Origin of the sequence: Dongia mobilis, from assembly GCF_004363235.1 — a bacterium.
In the GTDB taxonomy this organism is placed as follows: Bacteria; Pseudomonadota; Alphaproteobacteria; order Dongiales; family Dongiaceae; genus Dongia; species Dongia mobilis.
The window spans coordinates 235,480-248,966 of record NZ_SNYW01000006.1; the positions used below are offsets into that span (position 1 = coordinate 235,480).

Below are 13,487 nucleotides of genomic sequence, written 5' to 3' on the forward strand. Positions count from 1 at the left end.
CGCGCCCCCTAACCAGAGTCAAATTCACAGACGCGGCATGCGCCACTTGCATATCGTTGATAGTTAAATTTTTCAATTAGTTACATCTATGTGGCGGGACATTGTGCAGTGCGGGCGATTCTGTCGCAGGCCGGCGCGATTGCCAATTTCACCGACCTCTGACAGCCGCGGGACTGTTGCAGCCATGAATTCCCTATCGACTCGGCAGAGTTTTCGAATCACGACTTTTCTGTCGTTCCCGGGCCAGATGAGCCCAATTCATCACATGTTTGGCCGCCGCGGCCGACTTCCCGGATTTGGCTGACATCCCGGAACCGGCTTGCCGGAAAACGGATCGACCCCATCTAACTAGACACCCGCGCGGGAACCCGCCTTCTCGGCTGACCCGCCATGGCGGCCGTCTTCAACCCAGGCATGCGAGGAGCAGCCCGCTACATGATCTACCTGATCGCGCTCATTTTCCCGCCACTGGCTTTGCTGCTCTACGGCAAGATCTTCCAGGCGATCTTCAACCTGCTGATCTATGTGCTGGCCTGGGTCGTCTTCATCTTCAGCCTCTTCCTCGGCGGCTCGCCCGGCTTCGTCATCTGGCTGATCGCAGCGGCCCACGCCATCCTCGTCATCAACAACGAGAAGAAGCAGAGGCAGATGGAGGCGCTGCTGGCCGGACGCCGGGGCTGACCGAGGCCACCGGCGCCACGCACCGCGGGGCGATTGGCGCCGGATATTCACGCGAGGTTCGCGCGGGCGTCAGCCTGCTATCACCTGCAATATGCTCATTGGTCGCCCATAAAGGGCGGCGCGCTATGGCTGCCGCCGGAACAGTCGGAGCCAATTCGTGCCATTTCCCGCCGCAACCCCAGCCGGAGATCAAACCGGTACCGCTAGAAGTGTTTGGGAGCAGGCGCGGCAGTCCGTGTTGCCGGCCTGCCGCCGCACCGTCCTTCGTGTCCTCATTGGCTGCCTGGCGGTCGGCGCACTGACCTGCGCCGCCGCGGCAATCGGCAACGAGTTGGACGAGGCCCACGCCATTGCCAGCCTGCGGCAGGGCGGTTACGTCGTCTATCTGCGCCATGCCGACCGCCATAAGGGACCAAAGGAAAAACTCGATCGATTCTCCTCGCCGGCGGAATTCGCCGATTGCAGCCAGCAGCGCAACCTGAACAACAGGGGCCGGGCGCAGGCCTGGGATATCGGCGTCTATATGCGCCGACTTGGCATCGTGTTCGACCGCGTCATCGCCAATGCGCAATGCCGTACGCGCGACACCGCGTTGCTCGCCTTCGGCCGCGCTGATCTCGAGCCACGCGTCTACGACCCGGCATTCGTCGCGCAGGTCCTGTCGAGCAAGCCGCCTGCAGGCAGCAATACGATCGTCATCGGCAACGACTTCCAGTTCCTGGAATTGACCGGCATCCAGCTGGGACGGGCGGATGCGGCGGTGATCCGTCCCGATGGCGCGGGTGGATTTGCGGTATTGGCCAAGCTCGAACTCGAGGATTGGCGCGAGGCAGCCGATCGACCCTTCCTGTGGTAACCGGCCGCCGGGGGCGTTGCGGCAGGGCTTCAGCCCTGCATGCGCCCTTCGGCGACCTTGCGCAGCAGGAAATCGCGGAAGACCTGGATGCGCTTGGAATTGCGCAGCTCTTCCGGATAGACGAAATAGGCGTCGATGCGCGGCCCCTGCAGTTCCGGGAGGACGCGCACCAGGCTGGTCCCTTCGCTCACCATGAATTCCGGCAGGCTGGCAAGACCCAATCCGCTCTGTACCGCCCGCAGGATGGCATAGACCGAATTCACCTTGAGGATCGGCCGGCGCGGCTTGTCCTTGCGCGTGCCGGCGACCAGCAGCCAGTCCATATCCTCGACCGGCGGGCGCGTGTCATTGCCGTAGACAATGATGCGATGCTGGTCGAGATCCTCCGGCACCTTCGGAATGCCGTGGCGCTTTAGATAGGCGGGCGCCGCATAGATATTGAGATGCACCGTCATCAGGTGGCGCTGGATGAGTTCCGGCTGGCGCGGCGGCGCCATGCGGATGGCGACATCGGCCTCGCGCATGGAGAGATCAAGCTCGCGGTCCTCGAGGACCAGATCGACCTCGACATCCGGATATAGGTCGATGAATTCCAGCAGGCAGGGGGTGAGCCAGGACGAGCCGAACGCCTGGGTCGCCGTCACCTTCAACTGGCCCTTGGGCCGATCCTTGGACTCGGCCAGTTGCGCCTCGGCCATGGCCAGCTTCGAGAACACTTCATGCGCCGTGCGATAGAGCAGTTCGCCCTGTTCGGTGAGGATGAGGCCGCGCGCATGGCGATGGAAGAGGGCCACATTGAGGCTCTCCTCCAGCGAGGAAATCTGGCGCGACACCGCTGACTGGCTGAGATTCAGCACCTCGCCGGCATGGGTGAAGGACCCAGCCTCGGCAACTGCGTGAAAGATCCGGAGTTTGTCCCAGTCCATCTTCATTTCTTCCGGGCATCCGTTGCCGGATGCGCTCCCCTGCCGGCACTGGCCTCATTTCCCCCGGGGCCGGGCCGGCTCTTGTTGCGCGGGCGGGCTATTCCGCCGCCTGGGCCGTTTCGTGTTCATGGGCGGCCAGGAAGCGCTCGGCCTCCAATGCTGCCATGCAACCCATGCCGGCGGCAGTGACTGCCTGGCGATAGACCTTGTCCTTGACATCGCCGGCGGCGAAGACCCCGGGCACGTCCGTCGCGGTGCTGTCCGGCTTGGTCAACAGATAGCCCTCGGCATCAAGCGGCAACTTGCCCTTGAACAACTCGGTCGCCGGCGAATGACCGATCGCCACGAAGAGGCCATCGGCGGGAATGCTGGTGACCTCGCCGTTCTTGACGTTCTTCACCTTGACGGCGCTAACGCCGATCGGGTCGTCGGTGCCGACGACTTCCTCGACTACCGAATCCCAGACCACCTTGATCTTCGGGTTGCGGAACAGGCGCTCCTGCATGATCTTCTCGGCACGGAAGCTGTCGCGGCGATGGACCACTGTTACCTTGCTGGCGTGGTTGGTGAGGTAGATCGCCTCCTCGACCGCCGTGTTGCCGCCACCCACCAGCACCACTTCCTTCTCGCGGAAGAAAAAGCCGTCGCAGGTGGCGCAAGCGGACACGCCGAAGCCGCGGAATTTCTGTTCCGAGGGCAGACCCAGCCATTTCGCCTGGGCGCCGGTCGCGATGATCAGCGTCTCGGCCACATAGACATCGCCGGAATCGCCGGTGGCGCGGAACGGGCGGCGGCTGAGATCGACATCGACGATGGTGTCGAACATCATCCGCGTTCCCACATGCTCGGCCTGTTTCTGCATCTGCTCCATCAGCCAGGGGCCCTGGATGACATCGGCAAAGCCGGGATAATTCTCCACATCGGTGGTGATGGTCATCTGCCCGCCAGGCTGCAGGCCCTGTACCAGCACCGGTTTGAGGTTGGCGCGCGCGGTATAGATCGCCGCCGTATAGCCGGCCGGTCCGGAACCGATGATGAGGGCCTTGGTGTGGATTTCCTGGGTCATGGCGGCGCGCATCCTGGGGCGTTCGGGCTTGGCAATGGGCTGGCTCCGGCGATTCCTGGCGGGGACTCGGGATACTTCCAGCGCGTCTATAGAGAATAGAGATCGCCAAGCCTGATTCCAAGCCATGCGGATCGGGAATAGCTGGAAAAATCTACCCGAAAATCCAAGAAGTTCCGATGGTTTGAGCTATGCATCGGGGACGAAAGGACAATTTCGCCCGCACTGGTGCAGGGGGCAGCGGCCGCTGCTATCCGGAAGCAAAAAGGACCGGCGCCAGGAACAGGACCGTCGCCGTCACCAGCAGGATTGAGAGCACATTCATCGCCAGCCCGGCCCGCAACATCGCCGCGATAGTGACATGGCCGGTCGCGAAGACCAGGGCGTTTGGTGGTGTTGCCACGGGCAGCATGAAGGCGCAGCTGGCTGCCATGGCAACGGCGGCCGAAAGCGCCGCGGCATCTAGCCCGGTCCCGGCGGCGATGGTCGCCACCACCGGCAGGAGTGCTGCCACCGTCGCCGTATTGCTGACCAATTCGGTCAGCACCACCACGCTGGCGGTGAGGATCAGCAGGAAGACCCAGCCGGGCAGCGCACCCAGCCCGGCGAGGCCGTCGCCGATCCAGAATGCAAGGCCGCTCGACTCCATTGCCGTGGCCAGCGACAGGCCGCCGCCGAACAGGATCAGCACCTGCCAGGGGATGTTCTGCGCCTCGGCCCAGGTCAGCAGCCGGCGCGGCGCGGCAGCCTCGCCACTCGGAATGAGGAAAAGCGCGGCGGCGCAAATGAGCGCGATGCCGGGATCGCTCAACCCCTCCAGTCCAGGAATGTTGTTCAACAGCGGTCGAGTCGACCACAGCAACGCGGCGGCGCAGAAGATCGCCGCCACGCGCCGCTCCGAAACCGGCATCGGACCGAGGGCCGCGAGGTCGCGGGTCAGATGCGATTGCCGGATGGCCTGCTCCAGCCGCGGCGACACCGGAAACAGCAGGCGGGTGAGCAGTAGCCAGGCGAGGGGCAGGAAGGCGATCACCAGCGGCATCGCCAGCGCCGACCAGGCGGCAAAGGAAAGGTCGATGCCGTGGGTTTCCCAGAGATAGCCGGCGAGGAGCGCATTTGGCGGCGTACCGATGAGCGTGCCGGTCCCGCCGATCGAGGCGCTGTAGGCGAGACCCAGCAGCAGCGCCAGCGCAAAGCGGCGCATTTCCGCCGGATCGTCATGGCAGGACTCGACCGCGTCGATCACCGAGGTGGCGACCGGCAACAGCAGGAGGACCGCCGCGGTATTGCTGATCCACAGCGAGAGGAAGGCGCAAGCCAGCATGAAGCCCAGCACCAGGCGCCGGGGTTCGCTCCCCATCAGCCGCAGCACGCCGTGCGCAAGACGCCGGTGCAGCTGCCAGCACCTGATGCCGGCCGCCATCAGGAAGCCGCCCAGGAACAGGAAGACCAGAGGGTTGGCATAGGGGGCGGCGACGCTGGCGAAACCGGCAACGCCCAGCAGCGGCAGGACAATCAGCGGCAAGAGCGCGGTGATGCCGATCGGCACGGGCTCTGTAGTCCACCATATTGCCATCATCAGGGCCAAGCCCAGCGTCCACCAGCCCTCGGGCGACAGGCCCGATGGCGCCGGTAGCAACAGCGTCGCCAGCAGCACCGCGAGACCCGCGACGAGGCCGAGCCGCGCGACGACCGGGTTGCGAAGGGTCTCGGGCGCCACCGGGGATGGGCTCATTCCGCGCGACCCGCTGCCGCTGCCTCGTCCTGACCGCCGGCGTTGGCAGACGCTGCCGGCGATTCCGGCGGGGTGGTTTGTGCCGGCCCATTGCCCTGCGGGGCCGGATCCGCTGCGCGCTCCAGCCAGGGCAGAAGGCGCCGCTGCGCCTTGCTCGCCGCATCGGCACAGCGGCGCAGCAACTGGGCTTGGCGCTGGGCGGCCTCCATCGCATCCAGCGACAGGCTGCCGGTCGCCGCCCCGCGCAACAGCTCCGTTTTTGCCTTCTGGTAATGATCCTCGACCGCAGCTGCGAATACGGCGAGTTCGCCACTGGCATCCAGTGCTGGCCCGGTTTCACGCTCGGTCTCAGCGCGACCGGCTGGCCCTGCAAGACTGGCAAGCACGGCCTTGCGCAGGTTGCCCATCTCATGGCTGGGAGAAGGGCCGCTTGGCGCGAGCCCCGCGGCCCGCCGGGTCACTTCCTCGAGATGCTGGGTCGCGCGCAGCAGGTCCGGCAGGGCGGCAACGACATCGTCCGGCAACGGCCCGGCGCTGAGGCCGGCGATGAAGGCGCGGACCGCCTGGCCGAGGGCGGCGACGCCCTCTTCCTGGGCAAGGACATCCGCACTGGCGGCGCTGGCATCGACCACCCGGCGGGTTGCCGCGGCGAAGGCCATGTCGCGCATGCGCAGCAATTCCAGGACCAGGCTGCGCAGGGCCAGCGCCGGCACGGCCGTGATGGTCTGGTCGAGATGCCGGGGGCGGCCGAGGCTCTCGGCAGGCGTCACGAAGCGGCGTGACAGAAAGCGCACCAGCGGCGCCGCCAAGGGCCAGATCAGCAGCACCCCGAGGATATTGAAGATGGTGTGGAAGATGGCGAGCCGCATCGGCATGTCATTGGCCATGCCGAGGGCCGTGGTCAGGAAATCGGTGACATGGGTGAGCGGCGGCAACACCAGCAGTGCCACGATTCCGGTCAGCAGATTGAAGGCAATATGGGCGGATGCCACGCGCTTGGCGGAGGCGGTGGCGCCGAGGGCCGCCAGGAACGCCGTTGTGGTGGTGCCGATATTGGTGCCGATGACGGCCGCGGCGCCAAGGTCGAAGGGCACCGAGCCGCCGGCGCTGGCGGTGAGGATAATGGCGATCGAGGCGCTGGAGGATTGCGTCAACTGGGTAAGGACGAAGCCGAGGCCGAGGAACAGCAGGCGGCCGGTCCAGCCGGGCGGTGCGATGGCCTCGGCGGCCACCAGCGGGGCCAAATCGGCGAAGCCCGCCTGCAGGACATTGATGCCGAGGAAGAAGACCCCGAAACCGGCCAGGGCCTGGCCGAGCCCGGCGCGGCGCAGATTGCGCCCGAAGACGAGGCGCCCCAGCATGCCGATCCCGATCAGGGGCAGGGCGAGAGCGCCGATATCGACCTTCACCCCGATCACCGCCACCAGCCAGCCGGTCATGGTGGTGCCGATATTGGTGCCGAAGATCACCCAGATGGCCTGGCCCAGCGACATCAGCCCAGCATTGACGAAACCGAGGGTCGCCACGGTGACGATGGTGGATGATTGCACAATGGCGGTGATCAGGATGCCGGCGAGGACACCCTGCAGGCCGCTCTTGATCCAGTTCTGCAGGATGACGCGCAGGGCATCGCCCGCCGCCACGCGCAGGCCCTCGGTCATCAGCCACATGCCGAGCAGGAAAAGGCCGATGCCGCCAATCAGGGTCGCCGCGATCATGGTCTGGTGATGGCCGAGCCGGGCTGGCTTGGCAAGGCGCCAAATGTCTCGCCTGGCACCCTTTTCGCCGCTGGCGAAATAAAATGTCCTGTAATATAGTTGCGCCAACGCCGCCGAATCGAAGGAAAGATTGCATGCGCCGCGCGCGACTGGACAAGATCGACCTCAAGATCCTGGCCGATTTGCAGGCTGATGGCCGGATGACCAATGTGGACCTGGCCAAGCGCGCCGGCATCTCGGCGCCGCCTTGCCTCAGGCGCGTACGCGCGCTGGAAAAGGCCGGCTATCTCAAGGGCTATCACGCCGTGGTCAACGCCGAGGCGCTCGGCTTCGGTGTCACTGTCTTCGCCCAGGTCGGCCTCAACAGCCAGGCCGAGGCCGACCTCAAGGCCTTCGAGGCCAGGGTGGCATCCTGGCCGCAGGTGCGCGAATGCCACATGTTGGCGGGCGAGACCGACTTCCTGCTGAAGATCGTCGCCCATGACTGGGACAGCTATCAGCGTTTCCTCACCACCAATCTCACCGCCGCCCCCAATGTCAGCCATGTGAAATCGGCGCTGGCCATCCGAACCGCCAAGCAGGAGCCCGGCGTTCCCATCGATGTCGAGGGCGGCGCCGAGCCGGCGGCCGAGGAATAGGCAGGGCAGGAGGTTCCAGTGACCGAGGAACTGGCCGATCATTGGCGCGCTCTGCTCGACGGCATTGCCGCGCGCATCACGGGCCATGATGCCTTTGCCGCCGACCTCATGCGCTGCCGCGATTTGCCCGGACTGGCGGCAACGGAACCGGCCGGTTCGGCCGGCGTCGCGCGGCACTGGCCGGAGGCCATTCGCCAAAGTCCACTCGGGCGTCCCGCGGTCAAGGTGACATTGGGCCTGCAGAGCCTCGGCCATGGCTGGCGGCAGAATCCGAATTACCGGGAAAAGCCGCCGCATCCCGATTTCCTCGCCAATTACGGTTATCGCGAATGGGCTGGTCCCGATGCCGGCTTCCGCATCGCCGATTTCCGCCTTGGCATCTTGGTGCTGGGGCCGCACACCACCTATCCGGCGCACCAGCATCCGGCCGAGGAGATCTATCTGCCGCTGGGCCCTGCGCGTTGGTGGCGCGAGGGCGGGGACTGGGCCGAGCACGGGGATGGCGATGTCATCCATCACCCGCCGCATCTGCCCCATGCCACTGAGACCGGCAATACACCGCTGGCTGCCATCTATCTCTGGCGCGGTGAGATTGCAAAGGCGGCGGCAATCGCGTGACGCCCTGGCCCGCGCGCGTGATCCAGGTTCTCCTCGTCGTTGCAATCCTTCTCGTCCTATGGGACGCCGTGGATGCGCTTAATGCCCCTGCCTGCAGCGACGGGGCCGCGTTCGATGCGGGCGGCTGCTATCCTTGGGAATTCGAGGGCCCCTTTGCCGAGTTCTGGCACTGGCGCTCGCGCGAAAACTACCTGCTATCGCGCCTGCTCGTTCTGATGCCGATTCTTGCCGCCTTCGCTGTGCCGTTTTTCATTCGCCGCAGCTTGATCGCACTGTCGAGCATGATCGGGATCGCTATCGGTGGCTCGCTCGTCCTCGTTTGGGTGCCGCAGGCGATCGGCTGGTAGACGGACCATTTCACCGTCCCTCGCGGCGCCAGGCGGCGAGGAGCAGGCCGGTGGCAAGGATGAGGGCGATCCAGGGGGGCAGAAGGGGCGCGCGATCGATGCCGGTGACCACGAAATCCTCGTTGCGCACGAAGCCGAACCAACGGTTGCCGGCGCGGTCGTCATCCTTGCCGACGCGGCGCAGATCGGGGCTGCCGAATTCGGGAAAGACGGCATAACCGCCGCCGCTGGCTGCCAGCAGTGGCTGCATCGGCAGGGCGCTGGCGCGCGGGTCCTCGAATTCCTTCGAATTGATCTCGCCCAGCGCAGCGAAGGCATCGCGGGCGGCGTCACTGACCTTGTAGAGGCCCTGATCGGCGGCGGGCAGGCTGCCGGTAAAGCGGCCGCGGCCCGAATCGCTCAGCGCCACTTCCTCGCTGCTGCCGTCGGGACGGATCACGGTGACGCTGCTGGCGGCTGCATCCAGGCTGCGTCGCTCGATCTCGAGCCGGCCGTCGATGGCGGTGGCGCGCAAATCCTCCTCCTCCAGGTCCGGCTCCTGCATCAGCCAATGGGCGGTGCGGCGGATCAGCTCGGCCTGCGGCCCGCCGCCTTCGAAACCCTTGGACCACAGCCAGAGGTGATCGGAAAAGATCTGCGCGACGCGGCCCTTGCCGACCCGCTCCAGGATGAGCAGCGGCAGGCCGCCGGCGCCGTCCATCAGCACATCACCGTCGCGCGTCGTTGCCGCCATCTGGCGGAACCAGCGCCCCCAATTCGGCTCGGCATCGGGATCGGCCAGCAGGTCGGCGGTCACCGGATGCCGCTTGCCGAGCGCGGTGATTCCGGGCTTGTAGCCCTGCTGGATAACCTCGCCGGTCGGCATGGCGGCGAAAATCGCGGCCAATGGCGTGCGATAGAGGCTGAACTGGCTGCCTGAACTCGGACCGGCCGATTCCAGCACCGCGCCGCCCTCGCGCACATAATCGACAATGTGCAGGAAATACTCCTCGGGCAGGATGCCGAGATGCTGGAAGCGGTCGAAGATGATGAGATCGAACTCGCGCAGCTTGATGTCGAACAGTTCGTCGATCGGAAAGGCGATCAGCGCCAGTTCATTGATCGGCGTCGCATCCTGCTTGTTGGGCGGCCGCAGGATGGTGAAGTGGATGAGATCGACCGATGGGTCGGATTTCAGCAGGTTGCGCCAGGTGCGTTCGCCGGGATAGGGCTCGCCGGAGATGAGCAGCACGCGCAGACGGTCGCGCACGCCATTCACCGTGAGGACGGCGCGGTTGTTGGACAGCGTCAGTTCCTGCGCGCCGGCCTCGACCTCGATCTCGAACACCGTCTGCCCGCCATGCTCGAGGTCGAGTGGCAGCGTCATCTCCTCGCCCGTCGTCACCGAGACGGGATCCAGCGGCTCGCCGTCGCGGCGGATGCGCAGGATGGTGCGTGCACCGGGTGCGAGGCCGAGGTCTTCGACCCGCAGCTTGACCTCGATCGGCCGGCCGACCAGGCCGAAACTCGGCGCCTCGACCAGTTCGATGCGCCGGTCACCCTTGCCCGGATCGTCGGTGAGGAGGAGATGGACCGGCGCCGAGATGCCGAGCTCGGAGAATTGCGCCGGAATGTCGTGGATCTGCCCTTCGGAGACGATCACGATGCCGGCGATGCGGGCCGGCGGCAAATCGGCGATGCCGCGGCGCAGAGCCTCGATCAGGCGCGTGCCGTGTTCCGCCGTGTCCGGACCGCCGCCACCCTCGATTATCTTGACGTCGATATCGGCCAGCCCTCCCATCTGCCGTTCGAGTGCCAGGCGCGCGGCACTGGTGTCCGCCTCGCGCGTGCCGATCGATTGCGATGGCGAACGGTCGAGAACGATCACCGCGATGTCGCGCTGGTAGTCGCGCCGTTCCTTGACGATGCTGGGGTCGAGCAGGGCGGCGAGGATGGCAATGCCAGCCAGCAGGCGCAGCGACTTGCCGCGTGCCCGCCGCCAGAGGGAGAGCGCGAAGATAGCGCCGAAGGCCAGCGCCAGCGCCGCCAGGGCATAGACCGGGAGCAGGGGGTTTAGGACGACAGAGAGGCCGTCGAGTCCGAGGCTGGTCATCATTGCCCCAGCCTTTCGAGAATGGCCGGCACATGCACCTGGTCGGATTTGTAGTTGCCGGTGAGCGCATACATGACGAGGTTCACGCCGAAGCGATAGGCGATTTCGCGCTGCCGTTCGCCGCCGGGCGTGACCGGGAACATCGGCTGGCCATAATCGTCGATCGCCCAGGCGGCGGCGAAATCATTGCTGCCGACGATGACCGAGGCGACGCCGTCATTGACCCGGGTTTGCGGCGTCTCGACCCAGAGTGTGCCGCCGACCCAGCGGCCGGGAAAATCCTTGAGAAGATAGAAGGCGCGCGTCAGCACATGATCGCCGCCGACTGGTACCAGCGGCGGGATGTCGAGTCCGCCGGCCAGCTCCTGCAGCCGCATCACGCCGGGGCCCATGCCGCCGCCAATCCCGGTGATATTCTGGTCGGCGGTGTCGAACAGGATCAGGCCGCCGCCGGCGATATAGCGGTTGATGCCGGCGACGGCGTGCTCGTTCAGCGTCTGACCGGTACCGGCAATCGGCCAGTAGAGCACCGGGTAGAAATCCAGCGTGTCGACATTGAGGTCGATGCCGACCGGCTCGCCGACATCGGTCGAGGTGCGTTCGATGAGAATGGTGGTAAGGCCGATAAGCCCGGCGCGGCTGGTGGCGTCCACCGTCGGTACCCCGGTCCGCACATAGGCAAGGCGCGTGGTTTCCGTGGCGGCGATGATTTCTTCATCCGTCATCGGCTGGACGATATTGCGGGTGCCCGACTGCGCCTCGGCCGCGCGCGGCTGGAAGGCGGTGCCGCCCAGCAGCAGGAGCAGAGCGAGGGCGGCGCCGGTGCCGAGGGCCGCGCCCTGGCGGCGGCGGCCGACCAGGCCCCGCAGCAGCAGGGAGACGATGCCGTCGACGATAAGCAGCAATCCGGCCAGCAGCAGCAGCCAGGGTTTCCAGTCGATAGCGCCCGATGCAGACAGCGGTGCGCTGTCGAGGGCGAGCGGCGTAACCGGTGGCAGCCCGGCGCCGAGATTGAGTGCGCGCCGGCCCTTGGCCGGGCCGTAGAGTCCTGGCGGATGCTGCGGCCCCACCGCCTGGTCGCGCAGGGTCGCGGGTGGCAGCGGGGTGAGGCTCGACGGTGCCGGGCCGAGGCGACCATATCCATCGAGGATCTGGCTGGGTGGCAGCGGCGTCGTCTCTTCTGCCGCCGCCTGCGGCATGCCCGCGGCCAGTTGCAGCAGCCGCTCCAGCATCTCGACAAACAGGCCGGAGAGGGCAAGGTCGGACCATTCGGCGTTGGCGCTGACATGGAACAGCACTTTGTAGCCGTCACCGGTCTTGGCGCCGGTGACCAGCGGCGTGCCGTCGCCGAGCCTGGCCCAGGTGCGGGAGCCGAGTTCGATATCCGGCTCCGCCAGGACCTGGCGGTTCACCTTGACCTCTGGCGGAATGGCAAGGCCGGCGAAGGGCGAGTTGGCGGGAAAGGGTGCAAGGCTCGTCGGCTCGCTCCAGGACAGGGCGCCGCCCAGCACGCGGTCGCCCTGGCGCAGGTGCACCGGCAGCAGGCTGTCGCCGTCATTGCCGTTGACTGCCAGGCGTTGGCCGGCGAAGCGGATCAGCATGCCGCCGCCCGCAACCCAGCGCTCGAGCGCCGCGCGATCCGCCTCGCTGAGGGCGGTGGAATCCGGCAGGATCATGACCGCGAGCGACTGGCCCAGCAGCGTCTCGGCATTGCCGACGCGCAATTCATTCGCCGGCTGCAGCGCGCGCTCGACGTAATAGAGTTCGCCCAGCAGCGGCTGGCGTGCTGCCGCCGGGTTGTCGGTGATGACGCCGACCGGGCGGCTGCCGACGGAATCGTCGAGCAGGGTGAGGGCAGCGGCATGGGTGTTGTCGCCCAGCGCGTCGTCGATCGCGATGGCGCCGATGCGGCCGCGCAGTTCGAGCGGCAGGGCGATCTTTGCCTCGGTCGCGTTGGCCGTCGCGGCGAAGCTGGCGCCGGCGGTGCCGATAACGCGGCCTTCCTGGTCGCGCAGGCGCAGCGCCACTTCCTGAGCGGCCCCCACCATGGCGCGTTCCAGCCGCACGCTCATTTCGGCGGCGCCGATTTCCGCCGGCCGCAAGACCATCGGCAGTTCGCGCGGCGCGACGATCTCGAGATGGCCGATGGTGCCGAGGGCGGCGGCGAAGTCGGCATCCTGCGCTCCCGGCAGCGCCACGCCGTCGCTGAGCCAGGTGATGTTGAGATCGCGGGCAATCTCGGGATTGGCGGCACGCCAGGCGATAAGCGCCTGCGTGGCGAGGGCGCGGTCAGCGGGCCAGGCCTGCGGCGCGAGACCCGCCAGGGCCGATTTCGCCTGGGCCGGGGCAAGGCCGTTCGGCGGCGAAAACGCGTTCTGGCCGAGTACCAGGGCAGTCGGCAGGAGATAGATCGTGCGCCCTTCGCGGTCGGCCCGGTCGACGATGTCGCCGGCGGCGTTCATCATGGTCGGCCAATGCGGTGCCGCGGCCCAGCCGTTGTCGATGACGATCAGCACCTGGCCGCCGCGCGCGAAGTCGCGACCGGCATTCCACACCGGGTGCGCCAGCGCCAGGATGATGAAGCCGGCGACGCAGACGCGCAGCAGGATCAGCCACCAGGGCGTCCGATGCGGCGTCTCCTCGCGCGGGCGCAGGCCGAACAGCAGGCGAATGGCCGGAAAACGGATGCGTTTCGGACTGGGCGGCGTCAGGCGCAGCAGCCACCACAGCACCGGCAGCGCCGCCAGCACCGCCAACATCCAGGGCACCAGGAAACTGAGATTGCCAAGCGCCATCAGACCCGCCGCTTCGTC

11 protein-coding genes are annotated in these 13,487 nt (G+C 66.6%); 5 read left to right on the plus strand and 6 right to left on the minus strand.

All coding sequences use genetic code 11. The features are described from left to right. Positions 1-435 precede the first annotated feature (435 nt). Together A8950_RS02665 and A8950_RS02670 are read left to right on the plus strand one after the other, a co-directional pair. A complete protein-coding gene (locus A8950_RS02665) occupies positions 436-681 on the plus strand; it encodes a YqaE/Pmp3 family membrane protein (protein WP_133612068.1) in 246 nt (81 codons plus the stop codon). Between the two features lie 235 nt (positions 682-916). Beyond that, on the plus strand, positions 917-1,537 hold the full coding sequence (locus tag A8950_RS02670; protein WP_133612069.1) for a histidine phosphatase family protein: 621 nt from the start codon (positions 917-919) through the stop codon (positions 1,535-1,537). A 29-nt stretch (positions 1,538-1,566) separates the two neighbouring features. Here the strand turns inward: A8950_RS02670 and A8950_RS02675 are convergent, their stop codons facing one another. The 4 genes from A8950_RS02675 to A8950_RS02690 form a co-directional block, all read right to left on the minus strand. Next, the gene (locus A8950_RS02675) at positions 1,567-2,463 is read right to left on the minus strand and encodes a LysR family transcriptional regulator (RefSeq protein ID WP_133612070.1); all 897 of its coding nucleotides are present in this window, start codon (positions 2,461-2,463) and stop codon (positions 1,567-1,569) included. Between the two features lie 97 nt (positions 2,464-2,560). Next, a complete protein-coding gene (trxB, locus tag A8950_RS02680) occupies positions 2,561-3,529 on the minus strand; it encodes a thioredoxin-disulfide reductase (RefSeq protein ID WP_133612071.1) in 969 nt (322 codons plus the stop codon). A 247-nt stretch (positions 3,530-3,776) separates the two neighbouring features. Then, positions 3,777-5,261, minus strand: a complete 1,485-nt coding sequence (locus A8950_RS02685; protein WP_133612072.1) for an SLC13 family permease — start codon at positions 5,259-5,261, stop codon at positions 3,777-3,779. Continuing rightward, positions 5,258-7,087: a Na/Pi cotransporter family protein gene (locus A8950_RS02690; protein ID WP_133612073.1), complete on the minus strand. Its 1,830-nt coding sequence runs from the start codon at positions 7,085-7,087 to the stop codon at positions 5,258-5,260. Before A8950_RS02690 ends, A8950_RS02685 begins: the two co-directional genes overlap by 4 nt. 26 nt (positions 7,088-7,113) lie before the next feature. Here A8950_RS02690 and A8950_RS02695 point away from each other — a divergent pair, with 26 nt between their 5' ends. From A8950_RS02695 to A8950_RS02705, 3 genes are read left to right on the plus strand one after another with little or no spacing between them, the layout of a single operon-like run. Continuing rightward, positions 7,114-7,617: an Lrp/AsnC family transcriptional regulator gene (locus A8950_RS02695; protein ID WP_133612074.1), complete on the plus strand. Its 504-nt coding sequence runs from the start codon at positions 7,114-7,116 to the stop codon at positions 7,615-7,617. An 18-nt stretch (positions 7,618-7,635) separates the two neighbouring features. After that, on the plus strand, positions 7,636-8,235 hold the full coding sequence (locus tag A8950_RS02700) for a dimethylsulfonioproprionate lyase family protein (protein WP_133612075.1): 600 nt from the start codon (positions 7,636-7,638) through the stop codon (positions 8,233-8,235). Between the two features lie 17 nt (positions 8,236-8,252). Beyond that, positions 8,253-8,582 carry a hypothetical protein gene (locus A8950_RS02705; protein ID WP_133612076.1) on the plus strand — a complete coding sequence of 110 codons (330 nt, stop codon included), beginning with the start codon at positions 8,253-8,255 and terminating at the stop codon, positions 8,580-8,582. Positions 8,583-8,592: 10 nt separating this feature from the next. On the opposite strand, the gene A8950_RS02710 is transcribed toward A8950_RS02705, so the two are convergent. Both A8950_RS02710 and A8950_RS02715 read right to left on the minus strand, forming a co-directional pair. Continuing rightward, entirely contained in the window at positions 8,593-10,677 is a 2,085-nt protein-coding gene (locus tag A8950_RS02710) for a hypothetical protein (protein WP_133612077.1), read from the minus strand. Further along, a complete protein-coding gene (locus A8950_RS02715; RefSeq protein WP_243735506.1) occupies positions 10,674-13,469 on the minus strand; it encodes a DUF4159 domain-containing protein in 2,796 nt (931 codons plus the stop codon). The genes A8950_RS02710 and A8950_RS02715 overlap by 4 nt, the downstream gene beginning before the upstream one ends. Positions 13,470-13,487: the final 18 nt, after the last annotated feature.

Excerpts from the sequence above, each read along its gene's own strand:
- A8950_RS02665 (WP_133612068.1), top strand. The coding sequence starts at position 436 with ATGATCTACCTGATCGCGCTCATTTTCCCGCCACTGGCTTTGCTGCTC.
- A8950_RS02675 (WP_133612070.1), bottom strand. The coding sequence starts at position 2,463 with ATGGACTGGGACAAACTCCGGATCTTTCACGCAGTTGCCGAGGCTGGG.
- trxB (WP_133612071.1), bottom strand. The coding sequence starts at position 3,529 with ATGACCCAGGAAATCCACACCAAGGCCCTCATCATCGGTTCCGGACCG.
- A8950_RS02685 (WP_133612072.1), bottom strand. The coding sequence starts at position 5,261 with ATGAGCCCATCCCCGGTGGCGCCCGAGACCCTTCGCAACCCGGTCGTC.
- A8950_RS02695 (WP_133612074.1), top strand. The coding sequence starts at position 7,114 with ATGCGCCGCGCGCGACTGGACAAGATCGACCTCAAGATCCTGGCCGAT.
- A8950_RS02710 (WP_133612077.1), bottom strand. The coding sequence starts at position 10,677 with ATGATGACCAGCCTCGGACTCGACGGCCTCTCTGTCGTCCTAAACCCC.
- A8950_RS02715 (WP_243735506.1), bottom strand. The coding sequence starts at position 13,469 with ATGGCGCTTGGCAATCTCAGTTTCCTGGTGCCCTGGATGTTGGCGGTG.